This window comes from Paenibacillus sp. JL3B1040, from assembly GCF_057063165.1.
In genome coordinates this window covers 15001-37922 of sequence record NZ_CM169317.1, presented here as the reverse complement: position 1 = coordinate 37922, position 22922 = coordinate 15001, and the positions used below count along the sequence as shown (strand labels likewise).

The window sequence follows — 22922 nt, the reverse complement described above, 5'->3', positions numbered from 1 at the left end:
CCGATGGAAGTTCGAATAAAATAACCGGAAGGTCCTGGGGCATTGGCCTCAGGACCTTCCGGCAAGGGCAAAAAGCAAAAAACGTTTAGGAATAAACTATGCAAGGTTACATGGATGGCACAACTTTCAGCGTCGTTAAATCCTTAAGTTTGGGCAGTCCGATCCGGTAGCTGCCGCGGGTCTCAATCCCGCCGACGCCCTGCGCTCCGCTGATCGTGTGATTCAGCACATCGGTGATCTGGATGGTATCGCGGATCGAGGTGAGCGACGCTTTGGCGGCGATATACACCGGATCCAGCGCATGGATCAGCACCCGGCCGGGCGAGCTGGCAAAATTGGCCCCCGCCTGCAACAGCGCCTCAAAATGCGACTGGCAGGCGCCGGCCACAATCGTTAACGTATCGAAATTACGCTCATATTGCCGGGCCGTTTGGATGGCCTCCACGAAATGCTTGGAATTTTTATAGCTGGTCAAATTATAAAGGTCGCCGTTGGGACGCGATTTCAAGACTCCGTCATGACCGGTCAGCACGACGATATCCGGCTTGACCGTCGGCAGCAGACGGTAAAGCGCACGGGCCATTTGCGGCTCTGTGACGAAATAGCCTTGGGCCGGAACGCGCAGCTTCTCGTACAAGCTTAGGCTTTTTTGCAAATAACGTTCGTCACCGTCCAGATGCAGCACCTTGCCCGGCACCTCGAAATAGGCCGGTTCTCCTTGCACGTAAAGCTCCCGCCCTATCGCCATCCGGTTACGCTCCGCCAGTTCCTTGCGATCCTGGGTTAATCGCTTTAGCGACTCCGTCGCCTTGATGCGGGCCCGCTGCGTCGTTTCTCCCGGGGAAGCCGGGTCTACCCTGACCAGATCGATCAAGGGTGCATCCGCCAGCAGCCGGAATTCCGTTCCTTTGATGATAGCTTCGCTCCGCTCAATCCGCTCGATCCGGAACGTAACGTCTCCACCGTATGATTTGCGGACGACCAAGTCTCCCAAATTCGTCAAGTCAATCACCTCTATCCCCATCGTATGGGCAACAAGAGGGAATGGTTACTCGCGGAGTTCCTTCACGCCGGCCTGCAGCAGCGTATCGCTCAGCTTCGCAAACTCGGCGAGGCTTAACGTCTCGGCCCGCCGGGACGGCACAATCCCCGCCGCCTCCAGCAGCTGTTCGAGCCGCTCTCGCCCTTCCTTCGGGAAGAAGCGGCTTTTCAGGTTGTTGGAAATGGTCTTCCGCCGCTGGGCAAAAGAGGCCTGCACCACCTCGAAGAAAAACGCCTCGTCCGCCACATTCACCGCCGGCGTCTTTCGCACGGTCAAGCGGATCACCGCGGACTCCACATTCGGCTGCGGAATAAACACGCTGTGCGGCACCGTACAGATCAGCTCCGGCACGCTATAGTATTGCACGGCGATGCTAAGGCTGCCGTACTCCTTGCCGCCGGGAGCGGCGGCCATGCGCTCGGCGACTTCCTTCTGGATCATGACGACAATATGCGTGAGCGGCAGCTTCTCCTCCAGGAGCTTCATCAGAATCGGCGTCGTCACGTAATACGGCAGATTAGCCACCACGCTGACACCACTCATGTCGCCGAATTCGGCAGCGAACAGCGCCTGGAGGTCCAGCTTCAATACGTCACCATGGATCACGCGTACGTGCGGATACGGCTCCAGCACCTCCTCCAGGATCGGGAGCAGGCGCTGGTCGATCTCCACGGCCGCAACCTTCCCGGCCTCCTGAGCCAGCTTTTCCGTCAAGGCACCGATGCCCGGCCCGATTTCCAGCGCCCCTTTGGTGTCATCCAGTCCGGCCGCCGCGACGATTTTACCGAGGATGTTCTGGTCGATCAGAAAATTTTGCCCCAGGCTTTTTTTGAACGAAAAACCGTGCCGTTGAATGATCTCCTTCGTCCGGCGCGGCGTCGATATGTCTTCCCTTATGCTCATGATCCCTAAACTCCTTTGCTCTCCAACTCGGCCAGCGCGGCCGCAAACTCCTCGCGGCTGATGCGGAACACCGATAGCCGCTTGTACAATTGCTTCCCGTTGCAGTACCCGATGCCCAGCAGCTCGCCCAGCGCTTTCCGGCGCGCCGCGGCTTGCGGATGCACGATCAGGCCCGCGGTCATCAAGTCCTCCCGGTCGATCGCGGCCTCCACCCCCGCAGCTTCGCTGCGCACCCGGGACAACGCCGTGCGGATCGCCTCCGGAGAAGCGTTCTCCACGCCGATATCGCCCCGCTTCGTGGCCTCCGCCTCGGGCAAAAAAGCATGCTTGCAGCCCGGCACCCGCGCCGCCACGATTTTGCGGATCCGCTCCCCGGCATGGTCCGGATCGGTAAATATAATAACGCCCCGGCGCTCCTGCGCCAAAGCGATCTTCTTCAGCGTCGTTTCGCCGATGGCCGAACCGCCGGTCTCAATCGTATCCGCCTCCACGGCGCGCTTGATTGCCACGGTGTCATCCCGGCCCTCCACCACGATGACCTCTTTGATCATGGTATCCATCTTCCCTTCGCTCTAACTTCTCGTGATCAAAAGACGACTTTTTGAACTGCCTCTAAGAATAACAAAAAGAAGAGGATAACATCCTCTTCTAATCCACTGTCTTATTCATCATCCTAATACTATCTCATTCCCTCCGCATTGTAAAACGGAGAGACGCAGGGCTTAGTTCAACTCCGGCTTCGTCGGACCAATCACGTATACGGTGCGGCCCTTCTTGCGGCCGAAGTTCTTCGCCGTTTTCAGGGAATCGAAATAAACGTCCATCTTATTGCCTTCAATGGCCCCGCCGGTATCCTCCGCTTTGCGGAAGCCGATCCCCTCGATGTATACCCACCAACCGAGCGGAACGACGTCCTTATCGACTGCAATCGTTCTGCCTTCGGTCACGCGGGTACCGGAGGCCGTACGGGTGCCGATTCCGTCTTCTTCCGCCGAATAGGCGGTTAACGTAACGTTTTTGAGTATCTTTTTATATTCAAAAGAGACGCCGCCTTTGGTTGTCAACCCGCTAATATTCACCGTATTCGCGGTGCGGTTGATGCTGGCCGACAGAACGGCGGTAGGTTTCTTCGTGCCGACGGCAACCACTTTCGGCTGGACCTTCTTGGAGACCTCCTTGCCGAGCCATCGCTTCGCCACGAACTTTCCGTCCTCGTATGTTTTCTCGATGTTGTGAATGACCAAACCGGCACTGCCTTGCTGAATGACCTTCGTCGTGCCCTTCAGCAAATTGGCGTCCGACGTTTTGACCACGCTGAAAGGCACGGCCTCCTTCGTCTGCACCGTATGCTTGCTTACCCGAACCACCTTGACGTTCAGGTTCGCGGTAACTTTGCTGTCCAATGTCGGAGTAACCTTGTCATGCGGGTTCAAAGTGACGCCGAGCTCGGACAATACGCCCTCTACTTGCTTTTGCGTCGTGAAGTGGACTTTCTTCGTGCCGTCCACGATCACGTTCACCGGCATTGCGCGTACAATGACAATGCGGTCGCCGTTCTTAAGCGAGCTGTCCAGCGGAAGCGATACGGAATCCTTCGCGCTGAGCTTGATCGATTGTTCCTCCAGCAGATGAGCTACGCTGGATTGGGTTGTTTCCACCGATTGGACGTTGCCGTCCACGATCAAGGACACTTCTTTATGATCCTGGCCAAACAGCCAGATTAGGATGATGATGATTACCGCGATGGTCAGAACGCCGACGAGCGCTACCTGACGTAAATTCTCATGCTTCCATCGCATTGCGTAAGACATGCTGGATGAGCGTGATTCATGGGTCTCCCCTTTGCGGAAAATGCCCATTTCTTCCGTCCTCCTTCATAGTCCCGCCGTCTAGGTCGATGCATGATAACGATTGACGCGACTACAGTTACTTTTTACAAAACGCGCATCGGCTAGCTTAAGTTTAAATCAAGTCAAAAAGTCAGGTTTTCAGCACCGAGAAGGTTGGATGAAGCTAGGGATTGAGTAGCGCAGCGTAGTTATGGCTACGTGAGCAACGGAAAGCCCGGCTGAATTCAAGATTCGATGTCGAATCAACTTCTTGTGCTGCTTCGTGATCAAAAGATGACTTTTTGACAACCTTAACGCGTTTTGCATCCTGATCCAGTCTCTCTTGCACATGTCACCTCCTGTTTACCAACAGTATGATGACCCTATTACTTTTATTCAAAACAAAAGAAGCCTAAAGAAAGAGTTAGAGGAACTCCTTCGTGGCTTCTTGAATGTCTTGGTGTAATAGCTGCACGAGTGACCTCTCTTATACGCTTACGAGGTTAGCTGTCGGGTTCGGGCGAAAGAGAGCCGCCCTTCCTCGGTTCATTCGCTCATGGCGCAATGACCTCGAATTCACCCCAAAGACCCTGGAAAGAAATCAATTACCGGTGTTAATGGCATGCCGCCACCGCCCCGAATCGGTTCCCCCGTTCTCCGGCGAAGGAGATTCAGCGAGACTGGTTCATGGAACCCAGCATCGAAAGGTTCATTTGTCCATTCCGAACGAACCAAATCGATACTGAAAAAATTCTATCCTGTTTCGATGCAGGTTGTAAAGGACGAATCAACCACGTTTTTTTAAAAAAATGGTTAAAAAAATGTAATGATCTCGTTTTTATCGGTTAAAAAGCATTAATCTTTCCGAAATCCTCTTTTTTTCATCCGATTTGCTCTCAAATCCTCGAGATACCAAATCGTTCCAATGCATTTCGGGTGGTAATTTCGGCGATTTCCTCGAAGGTGACCCCTTTTAGCTCGGCCGCCATTTCCGCCACCAAACGAACATGTGCCGACTCGTTTCTCTTTCCACGATATGGATGCGGCGTTAAATAAGGGGAATCCGTTTCGATCAATAATCGGTCCATCGGTGTCTTCGCTAACACTTCTTTGGGCTGCTTTGCATTTTTAAACGTAATCGGTCCGCCAAACGACAAATGAAATCCCAAATCCAGACACATTTTGGCAATTTCCCAACTGCCGGAGAAGGAGTGCATCACGCCTCCAACCTCGTTGGCTTTCTCCTCGCGGAGGATGCGCACCACGTCCTCATGGGCGTCGCGGTTATGGATGGAAATCGGCATCCCCAAGCTGCGGGCCAGGCCGATTTGTTTGCGAAAGACTTCGTGCTGGACGTCTTTTGGGGACGTGTCCCAATAGTAATCCAAGCCGATTTCCCCGATGGCCACGACCTTCTCGTGCTTGCACAATTCGGCGATCCAGTCCAAATCGCCTTCCTGCATCGTAATCGCATCCTGCGGATGCCAGCCGACGGCGGCATAAATGAAATCGTACGTCTCCGCCAGCTTCATCGTTGACGGGATCGTCTCGCGGTTGAATCCGATGTTGATCATCCGCGTCACCCCTTGTTCCACGGCGCGCGCAATCACTTCTTCACGGTCCGTGTCAAATTGGGGAGCGTCCAAATGCGTATGCGTATCAAATAACATCACGAATCGTCATCCTCCTAGTTCCGTTGCTCAAAAATACGGGCTACCGCCTGGGGCAGCCGGTCCATTACGGCACACAGCTTATTATCCGGATAGTACAAATGCGTTTTGCCCCGCTGCAAGCCGCTGATCGACCGTACAATATCCGATACTTCCGAAATTTCCCGCAGCCGTTCCTGCCGGTCCAACAGTAAAATTTGCTTCTGGCGGACCCCCTCGTCCGGACGGAACACATCATACGGCAGATCGGTCGGAAAATCAATTTCCATGTCGTATTCGGGATGCAGGCCGGCCCGCGAAAAGGCCTCCCGGATCTCCTCCAGCATTTCCAGCTCGGGCGTATCCAATTCTACATATTTATACAATTTACGGTTCAAAAATCGAGAGCACAAATCGCTTAACCGCTCATCTTTTTCTCGCGTCCACTGCATGAACGCGGTTTGCATCAACGCCTCGTCAAGCTGCAAATAATCGGCGACACCGATGTTGCCCCGGAATAAATCGGGAAGCGGGTGCGGCAGGAATTCAATGGAATCCCCGTTCCGATACAACTCTTTGGCCCGGCGCAAAATTTGGCGGAGAATGATCTCCGAGCTTCTCGTGACCGGATGGAAATAAACCTGCCAATACATTTGATATCTCGACATTAAATAATCTTCCACCGCGTGCATGCCCGATTCCTTTACGACCACCCGTCCCTGATAAGGGCGGAGCATTCGGATAATCCGGTCCATATCGATCGTCCCGTAGTTGACGCCTGTAAAATAAGCATCCCGCAGCAAGTAATCCATTCGATCCGCATCAAGCGGACTCGATACCAGATGAACGACGATCGGATTTTCGTAATCCTTGCGGATCACCGCAGCCACCTTATCCGGAAAGTCCGGGGACACTTCCCGTAAAACAGCGCCGACCTCAGTATTGCCCAACAGGATCTTGCAGGTCCAATCCTCATGATGCATTTGGAACGCTTCTTCTATAGAATGGGAAAACGGACCGTGTCCCAAATCATGCAGCAGCGCCGCACACAATGCCACCAGTTTATCTTCGCGAGGCCAATCCGCGTATCCGCTCCGTTCAAACTGCGAAATAATCCGCCGCGTAATCTCATAAACGCCCAGCGAATGCGAGAATCGGCTGTGCTCGGCGCCATGAAACGTCAAATAGGACGTGCCGAGCTGACGGATCCGGCGAAGACGCTGGAACTCCGAAGCGTTAATAAGCGACCAGATCACTTCATCCTGCACATGAATATAATTATGTACGGGATCTTTAAATACTTTCTCTTCGCGAAGTCGACGATGCATGGTTCAACACTCCTTTTCCATAAATTTGTTCTGCAAAAGCAGAATTCTGACCAAATACGACGGGTTATGTCGAATAAAGTCGATAATTGTCATATTCTAGTTTTCCAAAATGTCGAATTATAGAATATCGTTGATTTCCTAGTCTAACTAGCGGTTCTCGGAGTTATGTATCGCAATTATTTAGAAATAATAATGAACTATACCATAAATAGGTTGACTAATCTGGCAATGGTTGGTATTATAAAAATCATAAAAGATAGAATCATGTCGAATAATGACAAATCCAATCTATAGCGAGAGGGGCAATCATCAATATGATGAAATCCACAGGTATCGTAAGAAAAGTAGACGAATTGGGTCGTGTCGTAATCCCGATCGAATTGCGCCGTACTCTGGGGATCGGAGAAAAGGACGCGCTCGAAATTTACGTTGACGGCGAACGGATCATGCTCAAGAAATATGAGCCGGCCTGCATCTTCTGCGGCAATGCCGAGAACGTAACTTACTTCAAAGGCAAAATTGTTTGCCACGAATGCATTACTGAGCTTCCTACCCCTGTGACAAATTAAGAATTATAGTATATAATAGATTTACTGAAACTGTTAATTCTAACCTTTTTCATATCTCCTTGGCGCCTTCCTAGGCTTGAACCCGGCCTAGCGAAGGCCCCTTTTTTTCGATTTTCGGCTAAATTTTCCCGATTTAGGGAAGTGGTGGGTTCTGCAACAGCTGATTATAGATATCTCGTTTCGCAACCCCCCGGTCTGCGGCTGTTTTTTTCATCGCTTCCTTTCGTGTCATCCCTCCGTCCGTTTCGTAATGGCGAACATGCTCTTCCACCGTAAGCGGTTGCCACCAGGCAGCGCGTTTTTCTTTCACTTGATCGGGGTGCGCTCCTTCAGCGACAAGGCAATATTCACCAAGCGGCGGATGTTCCTGTAACCAGGCCAGGCAATCCCGGATCGTGCCGCGGGCCATTTCCTCGTACCGCTTGGTCAATTCTCTCGCCAGGACGATGCGTCGGTCCCCCCAAACCTCAAACAGGGATTCCAACGTTTTGACCAGCCGATGCGGCGATTCGTACATCAGCATCGTCCCTTCCTGATCTTCCAGCGATTTCAGCAGCACTTCCCGCTCTTTGTGATCCCTTGGCAAAAAGCCCAGAAACGTAAAACGTTCCGTCGGCAACCCGGAAACGATCAGCGCCGATAATGCCGCGTTGGCTCCCGGTACCGGGACTACCGAAATTCCCGCCGCCAGCGCTAATTTCACGAGGTCGCTCCCGGGGTCGGAAATGGCCGGCAGGCCGGCATCGCTGACAAGCGCTAAATTTTTTCCTTCTATTATAAAGCGTATCAGTTCCGGACCGCTGGCGGCTTTATTATGCTCATGATAACTTAGCAATTTTCCCGGAGAGATGTCGAAATGCGTTAACAGCTTGCGCGTCTGCCGCGTATCCTCCGCCGCAATGATGTCCGCCTCTTGTAGGGTACGGACCGCCCGGAAGGTCATATCCTCCAGGTTGCCGATCGGCGTGCCTACCAGAAACAATTTGCCCCTGTCCGCTTGGGTCGTTCCGCCTGATGGCGATTCAAAGCTTTTTTGGACTTGTACGTTCATGCTCTCCCCTCTTTTGGCCCGTAGTAGATATTCATGATTTCTTCGCAGTATTCCCCGTTTTCATTATAAACGATCAGCGGCGGCAGCACCCGCACGTCCGGCTTACCGTCCCTTAGCGCCTCGATCAGGACCATATTCGCTTCCGCTCCGGCCCGGGGATGCACGAATCGGATGATCTTCGGCTCCAATCGATACTGGCGCAGCACCGTGACAATCTCGCCTAGGCGCTGCGGTTTGTGGACCATCGAGACCTTGCCGCCGGGCCGAACCAACCGCATGGCGGCGGCCGCGACCTCTTCCAGGGTACAGCGGATCTCATGCCGGGCGATCGCCTGATGGGCGTTCAGCTTCATCTCGCCCGTCGTGACCGGCATATACGGCGGATTCACCGTGATGGCATCGTAAACTCCATGACCCGTCACCTTCACCAGGTCGCGCAAATCGCCTTCGCGGATGCGGATCCGGTGCGTCAATCCGTTCATTTCCACACTGCGGCGGGCCATATCCGCGAGTCGCGGCTGAATCTCGATCCCTTCGATCTCCGCCTCCGTCCGGGTTGAGAGCAGCAGCGGGATCACCCCGTTGCCGGTGCATAAATCCAGGATTTTTCCATATTTCGGCATGGGGGCAAACCGAGCCAACAAAACGGCATCCATCGAGAAGCTGAACACTTCATCGCTCTGAATGATATGCAATTCATGCGTCAGCAAGTCGTCTACGCGTTCCTGCTCATAAATCGGTACATGGTTCATGAATCCTGAACTCCATCCTTTTCCAGCCCAAATTTAAAAAAACCGCAGGGACCCCCCCACGGTTTATTTATTCAAAAACGACAAGCAGAACAGGCAGTCGCCTTCCGTGCGCAGATGCCCGTAATAAACATTGCAAATGTGGAAGCCCTCATGGTAAAGACGCGCCAGATTATCGTAGCCTTCGCCCACGACATCCATCGCTTCTTTGCCGGCCAGAACCGGGCTATCCGTTCTTTCCGTCGCGGGTAAGGGCAATGGCCCCTCCGTGCTTTCCCGCTTTAATATTTTGCGCAGCTGTTCATTTTCGAGGCGAAGCCGCTGATTCTCTTCCACCAGCTTCTTGACCTCCAGCTTGAGACTGCCCAAATCACCGTGTACTTTGCCCATTTGCGATTCCAGCGCCTGCATACTTGTGAAAATGTCCTTGTTCTCCAAGTTCCCACCCCAGAGTCATCTCTAAAGTCTATCTTGAAAAAGATCTTCTTATTTCAGGACGACATCGTCCAGCGGAAGCTCCTTTACTTTTCCGATTTCGAACAGCTGTACATGTACAGTGCGGCTGCCGGCGTTAAGCCCAACAACCTTGCCGTCCCCCAGCGAAGTCACGACGATTTTGCCTACGGATGGAAGTTCTTCTTTGGTGCTCTCGTAGTTATCATGCTCAAACTTCAGGCAGCACATCAAACGGCCGCATAAGCCGGAGATTTTCGTTGGGTTTAGCGACAAACTCTGATCCTTGGCCATCTTGATCGAGACCGGCTCAAAATCGCCAAGCCAAGAAGAACAGCAGAGTACGCGCCCGCAAGGACCGATGCCGCCAAGCATTTTGGCTTCGTCCCTTACGCCGATCTGTCTCAGCTCGATCCGGGTCCGAAAGATGCTGGCCAAATCCTTGACCAATTCGCGAAAATCAACGCGGCCTTCCGCCGTGAAGTAAAAAATGATTTTATTGCGGTCAAAGGTAAATTCCACGTCGACCAACTTCATTTTCAAATCATGATCTTTGATTTTATTTAAACATGTGGCAAAAGCATTCTTTGCCGCAAACTTGTTCTCTTCGACAACACGGGCGTCGGCTTCGTCGGCGATCCGGATCACCTTCTTCAGCGGAAGGACGACATCGGATTCTCCAACCTTCTTCTTGCCGACCACCACTTTCCCATATTCGATCCCGCGCGCAGTTTCGACAATCACGCTCTGGTCCTTCTCCACGGGGAGCTCCAATGGATCGAAATAATAGATTTTGCCCGCTTTCTTAAAGCGGACGCCCACTACAGTATACAAAAACTAACCCCCTCGTATAGCTCTAAAAAACTGGTGAACCGCTGTCCATCAAAGCGCGTGTTCAGAAGAAACGACTATAATCCCTGCTCTTTCAGGGGAGAAAGTTTCATGCGAGAGTACATCTTGTCTATCCTGTCCTTGGCTGCAAATCTTATCGCTGACCATCCACGGCGATCAGAAACTGCTCTACGCAGAGGCTGGCATTCATATGCTGCCGCAGCTTCTTCTTGCTCTCCGCGGCCAGCGCCATCGCGTCAATCCATTGTTCGGCGCTGCGGCTGGCGGCATGCTGGTTGATAAACGGAAGCTCATCTATGAAAACGATTTGATCATGTTTATGGTAGAGCGCATGGATCATATCTTTAAACCACAAATGGAACAGGCTGAACAACATGTCCAAATGATCGGTCAAACCGGATTTGAACAACGTTTGCTGCGCCGTAATTAAAGGAGAACCGCCACGGCCTGCGATTTCCTTCCCTAATTGTAACACTACGTTTCTAATTTCTGCAAACCAATTCTGCTGGATCAATTCGCGGCACGGCCCCAGTCCTGCCGCGAGGTGAACGGCACTGCGGGCCAAGATTGACGGAAATCCCTCATTCGCCAATATTTGGAGCATCGTCTCCGGATTTACCGCCGAAAAAGGCACCCACTGCGCCCGCGACTGAATCGTCGGGAGCAAAGCTCGTCCATTATCGGAGAGCAGGATGGCCACAGCCGGAGACGGCGGTTCTTCCAGAAACTTCAGCAAGCTGTTCGCCGCTTGCACCGTCATTTTTTCGGATTCGTCGATGATATAAGCTTTAGGATTGCCGCTCTCCGAACGGTAAGAGAAAATCCGCTGCAGATCGCGGATTTGTTCGATTTTGATGGTTGCCCCCTCGGGCTTGATCGTAAACAAATCGGGGTGATTGCCGTGCCGCACCTTGCGGCACTCCAGACATTCCCCGCAAGCGTCGTCTCCGCCCCGGGTGCAGAACAACGCCTGGACGAAGGCCATGGCCATTTCCATCTGCCCGCTTCCAGGCGGTCCGCTGAATAGATAGGCATGGGAGATTTCCCGGCGTCTCAGACTGCTCTGCAGCAGTTGCTTAGCCGTATCCTGCCCGATGATCTCTTGAAATGACATTACGTTTGCCCTCGTCCTTTCAAAGCTAGAAACACAGATTAATCAGCATGCCGCGAATCTCGCCGATTTTTTGCAGCAGCTCGATTTTGCCTTGCTCCGTCTCCAGCAGCTCGTCTGCCATCGTCAGAAGCGCGGCATCCACTTCATCCAACAGCTTGTAGCGTTTGCCACGACCGCGGCGGTCCCACCCTTTCGACTCCTTGATGGACACGCCCCGCCGAACCGTATCCTCCAGAAACCGCTTGACCATCAACCGGTACGCCTTCAACTCCCGAACGGTCATGGACCGGGCGAGCCGGTCCCCTTGCATTTGGATTTCCTTAAATCTCCGGTTCAGCTCTTCCTGGGTCGCCTGTTGGCCATGCTGCTGCATGACATCGGAGAAGCTTTTGGATTGCACCGGCTTGGCAGGGCTGTCGCTTATCCCCAAACCGCTTTTGAGCGGCCGGTATCCCGGATCAATTTTCAAAGCATCCACCGCCTATTGGTTGATATAGAAAAATGAGGTTCAAGATTCGATGCCGAATTCGCTTCATTGATTTTCTTCGTGATGGGAAGATCACTTTTTTGATTACCTCTATCAGAAGTGTTCGAAACGGTCTACTGGGAGAACAAACACCGTCGCCCCCCCCACCTGCACTTCCACGGGCAACGGCAAATACGAATCGGTAGTACCGCTCATCGGCGTAACCGGGGTAACCAGCTGCTCCCGCACTTTGCAACTGTTACGGATAACGTTCAACACGGCATCCACTTGATGGTCGTCTACACCGATCATAAACGTCGTGTTCCCCGCCCGAAGAAACCCTCCGGTACTCGCCAGCTTGGTGGCCCGATAGTTTTCCTTCACGAGCGCGCTGGATAGCCGGTTGCTGTCTTTATCCTGGATAATCGCAACAATCAGTTTCATATGCAGTACCTCCTTGTTTTATAAAAAATGTACCATACTAACCTATTTGACGGCTAGGCCATGAATTCCTTTATTGCCGCAGAAAGATGCCCTCGAATCTCCGCGGCAACCTTTTCCTTGCTTTGCGAAGCATCGATCGTTTTGAATCGCTCCGGGTACATGCCGGCAATGATCCGGTACCCTTCCCGGACCTTCTGATGAAATTGCAAACTTTCCATGTCCAAACGGTTCACTTCCCGCCCCTCTCCAGCAGCGATGCGGGCCAATCCGGCTTCGGGCTCGATATCGAGATAAAAGGTGAGATCCGGGAACCGCCCCTTGGTGGCAAAGAGATTAATCTCCAGCACTTCATCGATGCCCAGCCCGCGCGCATACCCCTGATAAGCCAGGCTGCTATCCAGAAACCGGTCGCAGAGAACGGTAATTCCGCGCTCCAGGGAGGGCTCCACCTTCTCCGCCAGATGCTGCCGCCGGGATGCCGCGTATAACAGTGCCTCTGTCCGCGCATCCATCGCCGTGTGCTCAGGATTCAAAATAATCTCGCGGATCTTCTCGGCAATTTCGATGCCGCCGGGTTCCCGCGTAGAAATAAACGGCACGTTGTGTTCCTCCAACGCCTGTTCCATTTCCCGCATGACGGTTGTTTTGCCGGAGCCATCCCCCCCTTCGAGCGTAATGAATAATCCTTTGGCTTGATGGTTCATCTGGTTCGTTCCCTGCTTTCTTCTCGAAAAATCATGTACAAGTATATGCTTGGCTTTACCTTTTCTTGACTAGAATCGTATGCAGTTGCGGGTCAGCCGCCCCCTGGCACTTGGCCCCCGAGTCCCGTAGCGTCAACAGCCGACGGCGGACCGTCTCGGTGATGACCTCCCCGGGATAGAGCAACGGGATGCCGGGCGGATACGGAATGATCATTTCCGCCGCTTGCCGGCCGAGGCTGTCCTGGACAGAGACCGCTTTGATCTCCGCCGCGAGCAACGGCGTAAGGCCAAACAGGACGGGTTCGGACAACTCCGGCAGCCATCCCTCATCCTCCGTAATGTTCCACGTGGAAAGTTCCTTGGCCGACAATGCCGGCGAGCCGCCACCCGCTAAGTTCTCCGGCTCGGTGGCTTCGGCGATTCGCTCCAGCGCCGCCAGCAGCCGCTCGGCATCCTCCAGCGTCGTCCCCGGGCCAAGCGCCAATACGACATGACGCTCATCACTCATCTCCGGTACGCATCCCTCTGCCTCGAGGCGCTCCTGCAGTTCATATCCGCTGAGGGCAGCAACCTTATCGAAAATAACCAATTTCAAAGGATCTTGAATAGTATATGCAGCAGCCTCTCCGCTGGCGCCCGGCGGTGTTAAGACGCCGAAGCGCGGCAGACTGTCCAGGCCGCGCCGCAGATGCGCGGCCGCGGCGAGCCCGCCCTCGAAGAAGGCGGGTCCCTGCTCCGCCAGCAGGCTTCGGCTCAGATCGAGCGAAGCCATGATGGGGTAGGACGGGCTGGAGCTTTGCAGCATCGCCAGCCGCTGGCGCAGCAGTGCGCGATCGAGCAGCCCGCCCTGTACATGCAGCATCGCGCCCATCGTAAGCGCGGTCAGCATCTTGTGCGTCGACTGCACGACGCCATCGGCCCCCGCGGCCAGCGCGCTCTCCGGCAGCGCCGGGTGCTGGCCGAAGTGGGCGCCATGCGCCTCGTCGACGAGCAGCGGCACCCCGTGCGCATGGCACAGCTCGGCCAGCGGCCGAAGCGGCCCGCCCATCCCGTAGTAGCTCGGGTGCGTGAGCAACAGCCCCTTCGCGCCGGGATACCGGCGCAGCGCCTCCCGCACCGCCGTTTCGCTCGGGATGGTTGCCAGCCCGCTGCCGGCCTCCTGCTGCGGCGCCAGAAACACCGCGTGCGCGCCCGCCAGCATCAATCCGTGAATAACGGATTTATGCACGTTCCGCTGCACGAGCAGCACGTCTCCCGGCGCGGTGCACACGCTCAGGATCATGGCCAGGTTCCCGGCCGTGCTACCGCCGACCAGAAAAAACGTCTCCTCCGCCCCGAACTGGGTGGCGGCCAACCGCTGCGCCTCAAGGATGACGCCCACCGGATGATGGAGATCGTCCGTTCCGGTGATTTCCGTAACGTCAATTTCCATCACGCGTGCCAAATCGTCCTGTCCATCCCCCCCGCTACGCAAGACTTGTCCGTTTTTGTGCCCCGGCACATGAAAGGAAGCGTCCCTTTTCTCCCGATATCGCAACAAAGCCTCATACAAAGGGGCTCCCGGGTTTTGTACCTCTGTCATTTTCTATACTTAATCCTTCCGACTCAGAATTGATCCGCATGGTTAAACACAGGTTGCAGCCATCGCTTCATTTTACCGCTATTTTGCCCGGTAGGGCAATATAAAAGGACCCGCTCCCGAAAATGAACAGGTCCTTTCAACCGGCGGTGTTATGCATTTTTTTGCACCCAGATCTGCTTCATTTGATGAATGAAGAAATGGTATTTCTCCTCCTGTACGTCGGTGTGCACCATCTCCGCCTCGCAAGCGTCGCAGATAAATTCTGATACGATATGAATGCCTTCGGTTTTGGGTTCCCCGCAAATGATGCAAGTTCTGACGCCCAGCTCATCCATGCCCGATCCCACCTTGTCTGTTTTACTATCAGTATGACACAGATTCTACTATTTTAAACCTTTTCATAGTCCGCTTCCTACTTTATCTTATGCCATAGGTCGGAAGGCGGTGTTTGTACGCGGCATCTTAAATATTCGTCGTTTTAGCCGATATATTAAGAAGAGCTTGCTCGCTTTTTGCGGGAGCCGATGTGATTTGGAGGAGGATCGAACGCTTGAAGTCCGCCGAAACCGAAACCAATGCGACGTTTTATCATTACACGCTGCTCAAGAAGAAGGTTTTACCGAAAACGCTCATCTACAGCTTAGTGATACTCCCCGTTATATGGCTGGCTGCCGAGATGATTTTTATATCCTGGACCAGCATCTTTTTCTTCCTGCTGGCTGGGCCCGTCATTTTGTGGATCCAATACGTCATTTCCCGTAGCGTGCTGATGATCGTCAGCCACTCCTATCGCAAGCGCTGGAAACTTTCCCGCCAGATGCCATGGATCGGCTACATGCCTGACCAATACGTCGCTTATCCAATATACCGGCGGGTCCACCTTCATTCGGCCTGGATCGGTTGCTGTATTATCGGCATTCTGATTCCCTGGTCGCCGGTTTCCTTTGTGCTATCTTTGTTTTTCTGGCACCTTTGGCTGATGATCCCGCGCTTTATTGTGCTTGCCACCTTACGGGGACAACGCAAAGACGGAATGATCAAAATCACCGGTCTTGAAATCGCCTACTACATGCAGTGACCGATATATATCGGATACGACCAAAAAGCCTGCTCCCTGCAGCATTGCAGAGTTCAGGCTTTTTGCTTGTATGCCATGTTCTGGCACCGGCGGCTTGTCCGGTAACGGGCGATGGCCACTTATCCGAAGTCCTAAGGTCAAGGACTGCTTTCCAAACCTTGAATGACCGTTTTCTCTTCCTTTTTGGGAACCAGTACTGTAAAAGAGTTGTCGTGCAGCGTTAGCTGTACAATTTGCTTTCCCTTCTGATACACCCGGGTTGTGCCGGTGCTTTCCTCTTCTTTCTCCTTCCATCCCCATTCCTCGATCACCTTCTGATAGGCTTCAGGGATTTCGTTGCTCTCTTTGAGTCCGGTTAGCTTATAATGCACATAGTCCATCTTAGAGTTATTAAGCGCCGTTTCCGTTTGATTGGCCTCTTTGGGGACGGGAAAATTCTTCTCGACCGTAGCTCCCACAAAATCCGTCCACGAAGGCTCGGAAGATGCACAGCCTGCGATGATTACCATCATCATCATGACTCCCAACATGAAGCATAAGGATATTCTTACCCCTCTTCGCCGCATGATTCATTCCTCCTTACCCTGCCTATATACTGAAAAAAGTTCATGTTGTCATTCTGATATAGATTCCGGATAGGCTAAATGCCCTAGATGCTAACATACCATTCTAATTATAACGGGTGTCATATCTATGTCGGTAACAAAATGGTTACATTCCAATTGGTAGAAGCTGAAAATAATCAAGTGAATTTTCTGAAAAAAGAAGAGACAATGTGTAATATACAAGTCACCTTATCTTACATTATATTCCCTTTATGAATTTTTATTAATGAAAGAAATCAAGAGAAAAATAGCCTTCTTCGTCAAAAATATGGGATGTATACGCTTTATCAAGACAGTATCCCCTTTGTCATTATATCTTACATGAAATTATGATAATTCACATATACTTATCATTTTGCAGGGGAGAGGGGATTTGCTGATGAACCGCTATCGACCACGTTGGAAGAAAGGAAGCCTATTTCTGCTGGCTTCCATACTCTTGTCCGAATTATGGACCGGCCTAATCCCACAAGCCCAAGCCGCTTCATCCGCTTTTTGGGCTTCATCTCCAGACCATGCGCCGGTCACCGGCGAACAATTCCGTCAGACGATGAAACAAGTCGCCTTCGAGGCGGGGGGCTCCTTTGCCATGCCGGAGATCTCCGAGAATCGCGTGCTTCGCAGCCATGTCGCAACCTTGCTTCAACAATGGCTGGGGTTGGAAAATGAGCCCGAATCGTTCCGCGACGTTCCGGATCAGGCGGATTACGCCGGAGCCGTAGGTGCCGTCGTAAAGGCAGGACTGATGAAGGGCTATTCCGATACATCGTTCCTGCCCGCCAAACCTCTTACGACAAACGAACTCGCACAGATACGCGAACGTGTTCTAGGATATTTGAAGCCCTTTATACTCCCCGAGGCCACAATCTCCGAAATTCAACTGGCGATGGAGCAAGGAAAGCTGACCTCCAAACAGTTGGTGCAGATGTATCTCGACCGTATCGCCAAATACGACGATCAGGGGATATCCCTGCAAGCCGTCATATCAGTTAATCCTGAAGCGCTCCGTATTGCCGAGATGTTTGATAAAGAGCGCGCCAACAAAGGTCCGAGAGGACCGCTGCACGGGATCCCGGTTTTGGTGAAAGATAACTTCGATACCTCCGACATGCCGACCACAGCCGGTTGCCTTTGTCTAAAAAACTCCATGCCCGCACAGGATGCCGATCAAATCGCCAAACTCAAAGAAGCCGGGGCGATCATTTTAGGCAAAACCAATCTGCATGAGTTTGCCTTCGGTATCACGACCTCCAGCTCGTTAGGCGGTCAAACGAAAAACCCTTATGCCCCCGACCATTATCCCGGCGGCTCCAGCGGCGGTACAGGGGCAGCGATCGCCGCCAACTTAGCCGTCGCTGGGTTGGGCACGGACACCGGCGGTTCGATCCGTATTCCGTCCAGCTTCAACAGTCTGGTTGGCATCCGCCCGACGATCGGCTTATCCAGCCGGGATGGTATTATCCCGCTAGCCCTGACCCAGGACGTCGGCGGTCCGATGGCCCGTACGGTCGAAGATGCGGCAATCCTTCTCGACGTTACAGCCGGCTATGATCCGGACGATGTCGCTACCGCCTATAACGTTGGCCGCATCCCGGAGAGCTATACCGACTATCTTAACGCTGATGGTTTGCAAGGCGCACGCATCGGCGTAGCAACTGAACTTTTTCCGGAAGGTAACGACCAAGAAAAAGCAGTCTCCAACGTGGTGACTAACGCCGTATATGAACTAGAGGAACTTGGCGCGACGGTCATAAATATCAAGATCCCCAATTGGGCAGAAATCAATAAGTATCCCAGCCTAAGCGGCTACGAGTTTAAGTTCCAACTGAATGACTATCTGAAAGAACTAGGCGAGGATGCCCCTTACCACAGCCTGGCTGAAATCATCGCTTCGGGAGAATACGATAAAACGCAAGAACAATCGATGAAAGCACGCGAAGCCCGGGAATCCCTAGATACCCAGGAGTATAAGGATATCGTGCTGAAGCGCACCAGCTTGACCCGTGAATCTCTCCTGAAGGTGATGGCGGACAACAACCTCGATGCTATTGTCTACCCGACAAGTACCCAACCGCCGGCGTTAATCGGCGACAGTCAGTCGTCCGGAAGCAACAATCGTCTGAGTCCGTTCTCCGGATTCCCGGCCATTACCGTACCGGCCGGATTTACGGCTAACGGCCTTCCGGTTGGAATCGAGTTCCTGGGCCGTGCCTTCGACGAAGGCACGCTGATTAAGTTCGCTTACAGCTTCGAACAAGGCACGCACCACCGTCACGCCCCCAGGTTAACGCCGTAATTCTTCTTTTTGAATCAAATAGAGCACTGCCGGATTAATGGTAGTGCTCTTTGTTCATCCCTTGACGAAGTAAAAGTTACTGTAATAGTTGCACCAGCGCAGTTATTTCGCACGATTCCGGCAAATCAGGCTCAATAGTTGCACCAATGCATCTAAATTCGCTCAAACGGCCGCATTCCGCGATCATCGTCGAAAATAACTGCATACAGGCAACTAATCCCCCAAAAACGGCGGATTGTCCGGAAATAACTGCAGATCTGCACTTATTGTTCAAACAAAAGAGCACCACCGATCAACGGTAGTGCTCTTTCCCTTGCTTGGCGGCGTCCTACTCTCCCGGGACCCTTCGGTCCAAGTACCATCGGCAGTAGGAACCGCGGGGCAGAATTTACCTGACAAGAGGTTTCGCTACCTTGACTCATTGTAATTCGTTTATTTTTGCCCCGGAAATAATCGTTCCATATGTCGGAGATGACGGTATCATATCATAAATCACTTTTTCACTTTTAACTACATAATTACTTTTTTCTTTTACAACATAAAAGTTTGTAATTGGCATTTCTTCCGGAGAACTTTTATACACAACGGTAGCCTGAATTTTGATATTATCAGGATTTGTTATATCTACATCAACAATTCTATAACTCTCTACCGGCGTCCCAAGATCTTTCTCAGGTTTTTTTAGTTCTTCAAAGTATTTATCTATAACCTGCAAGGCTGCCTGCCTCGGTTCTTTCGCTACACTAGAAATAGGAATGCCTTGTTCCTTCCCTAGTGTGTCAAGTACTTGAGCTCCTACGGTAACTGTTACACTACAAAGCACAAATAAACAAGCAGTAATAGTTACCATAAATTTGCCTCTCTTGATCATGGTACACCTCTTTAGTGAATTTTAATTTATTATACGCTATTCCCTACAGAAAAACCATGTTTTGTTATTAATTTACTGAAATCGAAAAGCAATTAGCTCGTCTATATTCTATACGAGCTAATTGCCCTCTTCATTTAATTCCTATTCATAAACATTACCAGAAACTACAGCTGTTGAAAAAAACTCATTATAAACATAAACAACACGATTATCGCCTTTTGGAACATTTGTCAAATATGCATTGAGCCAAGTGCCATTCTTAGGATAATCGCCTTTAAAAAGACTGCTTTGCGCCAAACGTTTATAAGAACCAGTAGAAAGCTTCTCTGCAACTCCATATCTTAATTGAATATCTCCGTCACTAGGATTATCCGGGTCAGATGATATTTCTTGCCAGCCGTTGATTGTTAAATTGCTCTTAGTCGTGCTAAAACTACTTCCTAACAAATAGTTATATATTCCGGGCCCAATTATCTGGCTATTATAATAATACGAATTGGGTATTACGGCTTCTATTGAATAATCATTGGCTGAATTTTGATAATCTATTTCATTTACCTTCCCTACTGACACTGTGCCGTAATCTAAAGAACCCGGTATCATATTATATACAATGGGTTCATTCTTAACTTTAAACTCTCCATTTTCCTTAACTACCTTATATGGTGCTGCTGGTAATTTCCCGGAACCTTTAAATTTTGTTTCTACATATAATTTGATACTTTCCGGATTTGATTGATCCACAGAAACAATTCGAAAATCAATTAATGGAGTTCCATTTTTGCCATCAGCACTTTCTCTAATAATATTCTTAAAATAATTCTCAGCTACTTTAATTGCATCATGATTAGCATCTTCTTCTATTAGTCCAGGTGCGGCTCCCGCTAAACTACCAAAGCAAAAAAATAGAGCGACTACCATCATTAATAAACTACTTCGTTTCATGTGAATCCTCCTCCTTTTATATAGTTTTACATCTTTTTTCATTATAATCCATTCTTATACTTTATTTAATAAATAACCATTATTATTCATTATTTTGCCATATTTTTCTAGGTCAAAGGAAAGATAATTTCTCTTCGTCTTGCAGATGACCACGAGGTAAGTAGCCCGAGGGAATCGCACCCTCAGGCCCTCTCAGAATCGGACGTGAACCTCTTCATCCAAAATACCGAGACTCGGCTTCCTCTTTCCCCTCGCGGGGGCTTGCCCCTCCCGCAACTGGACTTTCACCGGCTAGAAGATGCGAGCTTAGCTGGGCAGACAATATCAAAAAAACGCACTCAATATAAGTCAATAGTTTCAAACTACCTAACTTATATTGAGTGCGTTTTGAATTCTGCTTGGCGGCGTCCTACTCTCCCAGGACCCTGCGGTCCAAGTACCATCGGCGCTGGAGGGCTTAACGGTCGTGTTCGGGATGGGAACGGGTGGAACCCCTCCGCCATCGCCACCAAACATGATTTTTGCGCTGCTTCCGCTGCCTGATCCCTGCTTCAGCAAAAGATCAAACCTTAGAAAAGACATGCAGCTTAAAATCGTCATTCAGACGCTTGATCGCCTGAAAACTGGATACGAAACGAATTTGTGTTTTAGATGTTTTTGGATAAGCCCTCGACCGATTAGTACCTGTCAGCTCCATACATTGCTGCACTTCCACCTCAGGCCTATCAACCTCGTCGTCTTCAAGGGGTCTTACATACTGGGAAATCTCATCTTGAGGGGGGCTTCACGCTTAGATGCTTTCAGCGCTTATCCCGTCCGCACTTAGCTACCCAGCTGTGCTCCTGGCGGAACAACTGGTGCACCAGCGGTGCGTCCATCCCGGTCCTCTCGTACTAAGGACAGCTCCTCTCAAATTTCCTACGCCCACGACAGATAGGGACCGAACTGTCTCACGACGTTCTGAACCCAGCTCGCGTACCGCTTTAATGGGCGAACAGCCCAACCCTTGGGACCTACTTCAGCCCCAGGATGCGATGAGCCGACATCGAGGTGCCAAACCTCCCCGTCGATGTGGACTCTTGGGGGAGATAAGCCTGTTATCCCCAGGGTAGCTTTTATCCGTTGAGCGATGGCCCTTCCATGCGGTACCACCGGATCACTAAGCCCGACTTTCGTCCCTGCTCGACTTGTCAGTCTCGCAGTCAAGCTCCCTTTTGCCTTTGCACTCTGCGAATGATTTCCAACCATTCTGAGGGAACCTTGGGGCGCCTCCGTTACTCTTTAGGAGGCGACCGCCCCAGTCAAACTGCCCGCCTGACACTGTCCCCGTACCGGCTTACGGTACCAGGTTAGAACTCCGATACGATCAGGGTGGTATCCCAACGGCGCCTCCACCGAAGCTGGCGCTCCGGCTTCCTAGGCTCCCACCTATCCTGTACAAATCGTATCAAAGTCCAATATCAAGCTGCAGTAAAGCTCCATGGGGTCTTTCCGTCTTGTCGCGGGTAACCTGCATCTTCACAGGTATTAAAATTTCACCGGATCTCTCGTTGAGACAGCGCCCAAGTCGTTACGCCATTCGTGCGGGTCAGAATTTACCTGACAAGGAATTTCGCTACCTTAGGACCGTTATAGTTACGGCCGCCGTTTACTGGGGCTTCGGTTCACAGCTTCGGAGTTGCCTCCTAACCGCTCCCCTTAACCTTCCAGCACCGGGCAGGCGTCAGCCCGTATACTTCGCCTTGCGGCTTCGCACAGACCTGTGTTTTTGCTAAACAGTCGCTTGGGCCTTTTCACTGCGGCCCCCTCGAGCTATTCACTCTACCGGGGCACCCCTTCTCCCGAAGTTACGGGGTCATTTTGCCGAGTTCCTTAACGAGAGTTCTTCCGCGCGCCTTAGAATTCTCTTCTCGCCTACCTGTGTCGGTTTGCGGTACGGGCACCTTCTCCTGGCTAGAGGCTTTTCTCGGCAGTGTGAGATCATGACCTTCGGTACTGTAAATTTTCCCTCCCCATCACAGCCCAGCCTTACGGTGTGCGGATTTGCCTACACACCAGCCTCACTGCTTGGACGGGGCATTCCATCGCCCCGCGTCACTACCCTGCTGCGTCACCCCATCGCTCATAGCGGATTACGGTGGTACAGGAATTTCAACCTGTTGTCCTTCGACTACGCCTTTCGGCCTCGCCTTAGGTCCCGACTTACCCTGAGCGGACGAACCTTCCTCAGGAACCCTTAGGCTTTCGGCGGATCAGATTCTCACTGATCTTTTCGTTACTCATACCGGCATTCTCACTTGTATGCTGTCCAGCGCTCCTTACGGTACACCTTCAACCTACATACAACGCTCCCCTACCCCTGAATCGACTTCACTCCAGCTTCGAAGTGGGT

Annotated in this window: 22 protein-coding genes, 2 rRNA genes and 1 riboswitch (1 of these 25 running past the window's edge); of the genes, 3 read left to right on the top strand and 21 right to left on the bottom strand. The window is 51.8% G+C overall.

Annotated features, from left to right (window positions below):
- Nucleotides 1–106 precede the first annotated feature (106 nt).
- The 6 genes from yabG to ACZF99_RS00145 form a co-directional block, all read right to left on the bottom strand.
- On the bottom strand, nucleotides 107–1024 hold the full coding sequence (gene yabG / locus ACZF99_RS00170; protein WP_483608022.1) for a sporulation peptidase YabG: 918 nt from the start codon (nucleotides 1022–1024) through the stop codon (nucleotides 107–109).
- Between the two features lie 24 nt (nucleotides 1025–1048).
- On the bottom strand, nucleotides 1049–1945 hold the full coding sequence (gene rsmA / locus ACZF99_RS00165) for a 16S rRNA (adenine(1518)-N(6)/adenine(1519)-N(6))-dimethyltransferase RsmA (RefSeq protein ID WP_483608020.1): 897 nt from the start codon (nucleotides 1943–1945) through the stop codon (nucleotides 1049–1051).
- Between the two features lie 5 nt (nucleotides 1946–1950).
- Nucleotides 1951–2496, bottom strand: coding sequence for a ribonuclease M5 (rnmV, locus tag ACZF99_RS00160; RefSeq protein WP_483608018.1), 546 nt, complete (start codon nucleotides 2494–2496; stop codon nucleotides 1951–1953).
- 171 nt (nucleotides 2497–2667) lie between these two features.
- Nucleotides 2668–3804, bottom strand: a complete 1137-nt coding sequence (locus ACZF99_RS00155) for a ubiquitin-like domain-containing protein (RefSeq protein ID WP_483608016.1) — start codon at nucleotides 3802–3804, stop codon at nucleotides 2668–2670.
- 447 nt (nucleotides 3805–4251) lie between these two features.
- A riboswitch (cyclic di-AMP (ydaO/yuaA leader) is annotated at nucleotides 4252–4461 on the bottom strand.
- 209 nt (nucleotides 4462–4670) lie between these two features.
- A complete protein-coding gene (locus ACZF99_RS00150; RefSeq protein WP_483608014.1) occupies nucleotides 4671–5447 on the bottom strand; it encodes a TatD family hydrolase in 777 nt (258 codons plus the stop codon).
- Nucleotides 5448–5461: 14 nt separating this feature from the next.
- A complete protein-coding gene (locus ACZF99_RS00145; protein ID WP_483608012.1) occupies nucleotides 5462–6751 on the bottom strand; it encodes an HD domain-containing protein in 1290 nt (429 codons plus the stop codon).
- Nucleotides 6752–7065: 314 nt separating this feature from the next.
- Here ACZF99_RS00145 and ACZF99_RS00140 point away from each other — a divergent pair, with 314 nt between their 5' ends.
- Nucleotides 7066–7320 (top strand): AbrB/MazE/SpoVT family DNA-binding domain-containing protein, encoded by a 255-nt coding sequence (locus ACZF99_RS00140; RefSeq protein ID WP_009226360.1) that lies wholly within the window; start codon nucleotides 7066–7068, stop codon nucleotides 7318–7320.
- A gap of 133 nt (nucleotides 7321–7453) precedes the next feature.
- On the opposite strand, the gene rsmI is transcribed toward ACZF99_RS00140, so the two are convergent.
- From rsmI to ACZF99_RS00090, 10 genes are all read right to left on the bottom strand, one after another.
- On the bottom strand, nucleotides 7454–8371 hold the full coding sequence (gene rsmI / locus ACZF99_RS00135; RefSeq protein WP_483608009.1) for a 16S rRNA (cytidine(1402)-2'-O)-methyltransferase: 918 nt from the start codon (nucleotides 8369–8371) through the stop codon (nucleotides 7454–7456).
- Nucleotides 8368–9123, bottom strand: a complete 756-nt coding sequence (locus ACZF99_RS00130) for a tRNA1(Val) (adenine(37)-N6)-methyltransferase (RefSeq protein WP_483608007.1) — start codon at nucleotides 9121–9123, stop codon at nucleotides 8368–8370. The genes rsmI and ACZF99_RS00130 overlap by 4 nt, the downstream gene beginning before the upstream one ends.
- Before the next feature lie 63 nt (nucleotides 9124–9186).
- Nucleotides 9187–9558: a DNA replication initiation control protein YabA gene (yabA, locus tag ACZF99_RS00125; protein ID WP_483608005.1), complete on the bottom strand. Its 372-nt coding sequence runs from the start codon at nucleotides 9556–9558 to the stop codon at nucleotides 9187–9189.
- A gap of 48 nt (nucleotides 9559–9606) precedes the next feature.
- On the bottom strand, nucleotides 9607–10407 hold the full coding sequence (locus ACZF99_RS00120) for a PSP1 domain-containing protein (protein WP_483608003.1): 801 nt from the start codon (nucleotides 10405–10407) through the stop codon (nucleotides 9607–9609).
- A 151-nt stretch (nucleotides 10408–10558) separates the two neighbouring features.
- Nucleotides 10559–11539 carry a DNA polymerase III subunit delta' gene (holB, locus tag ACZF99_RS00115; protein WP_483608001.1) on the bottom strand — a complete coding sequence of 327 codons (981 nt, stop codon included), beginning with the start codon at nucleotides 11537–11539 and terminating at the stop codon, nucleotides 10559–10561.
- A 25-nt stretch (nucleotides 11540–11564) separates the two neighbouring features.
- Complete coding sequence (locus ACZF99_RS00110; protein WP_483607999.1) at nucleotides 11565–12008, bottom strand: YaaR family protein; 444 nt, start codon at nucleotides 12006–12008, stop codon at nucleotides 11565–11567.
- 111 nt (nucleotides 12009–12119) lie between these two features.
- Entirely contained in the window at nucleotides 12120–12449 is a 330-nt protein-coding gene (locus tag ACZF99_RS00105) for a cyclic-di-AMP receptor (protein ID WP_036618158.1), read from the bottom strand.
- A gap of 53 nt (nucleotides 12450–12502) precedes the next feature.
- A complete protein-coding gene (gene tmk, locus ACZF99_RS00100) occupies nucleotides 12503–13153 on the bottom strand; it encodes a dTMP kinase (RefSeq protein WP_483607997.1) in 651 nt (216 codons plus the stop codon).
- A 55-nt stretch (nucleotides 13154–13208) separates the two neighbouring features.
- Complete coding sequence (locus tag ACZF99_RS00095) at nucleotides 13209–14735, bottom strand: aminotransferase class I/II-fold pyridoxal phosphate-dependent enzyme (RefSeq protein ID WP_483607995.1); 1527 nt, start codon at nucleotides 14733–14735, stop codon at nucleotides 13209–13211.
- Nucleotides 14736–14884: 149 nt separating this feature from the next.
- The gene (locus ACZF99_RS00090; protein WP_059040428.1) at nucleotides 14885–15070 is read right to left on the bottom strand and encodes a sigma factor G inhibitor Gin; all 186 of its coding nucleotides are present in this window, start codon (nucleotides 15068–15070) and stop codon (nucleotides 14885–14887) included.
- 215 nt (nucleotides 15071–15285) lie between these two features.
- Between ACZF99_RS00090 and ACZF99_RS00085 the strand changes: the two genes are divergently transcribed.
- Nucleotides 15286–15813 (top strand): hypothetical protein, encoded by a 528-nt coding sequence (locus ACZF99_RS00085; RefSeq protein ID WP_483607993.1) that lies wholly within the window; start codon nucleotides 15286–15288, stop codon nucleotides 15811–15813.
- 137 nt (nucleotides 15814–15950) lie between these two features.
- Here ACZF99_RS00085 and ACZF99_RS00080 read toward each other — a convergent pair whose 3' ends face one another.
- Nucleotides 15951–16379 (bottom strand): hypothetical protein, encoded by a 429-nt coding sequence (locus tag ACZF99_RS00080; RefSeq protein ID WP_483607991.1) that lies wholly within the window; start codon nucleotides 16377–16379, stop codon nucleotides 15951–15953.
- Between the two features lie 418 nt (nucleotides 16380–16797).
- Between ACZF99_RS00080 and ACZF99_RS00075 the strand changes: the two genes are divergently transcribed.
- The gene (locus tag ACZF99_RS00075) at nucleotides 16798–18714 is read left to right on the top strand and encodes an amidase family protein (RefSeq protein ID WP_483607989.1); all 1917 of its coding nucleotides are present in this window, start codon (nucleotides 16798–16800) and stop codon (nucleotides 18712–18714) included.
- Nucleotides 18715–19132: 418 nt separating this feature from the next.
- Here ACZF99_RS00075 and ACZF99_RS00070 read toward each other — a convergent pair whose 3' ends face one another.
- The 4 genes from ACZF99_RS00070 to ACZF99_RS00055 form a co-directional block, all read right to left on the bottom strand.
- Entirely contained in the window at nucleotides 19133–19585 is a 453-nt protein-coding gene (locus ACZF99_RS00070) for a hypothetical protein (protein WP_483607987.1), read from the bottom strand.
- 141 nt (nucleotides 19586–19726) lie between these two features.
- Nucleotides 19727–20530: a hypothetical protein gene (locus tag ACZF99_RS00065; RefSeq protein ID WP_483607985.1), complete on the bottom strand. Its 804-nt coding sequence runs from the start codon at nucleotides 20528–20530 to the stop codon at nucleotides 19727–19729.
- Between the two features lie 396 nt (nucleotides 20531–20926).
- Nucleotides 20927–21043 (bottom strand): 5S ribosomal RNA (rrf, locus tag ACZF99_RS00060).
- A gap of 144 nt (nucleotides 21044–21187) precedes the next feature.
- Nucleotides 21188–22922 (bottom strand): 23S ribosomal RNA (locus tag ACZF99_RS00055) (it continues 1324 nt past the right edge of the window).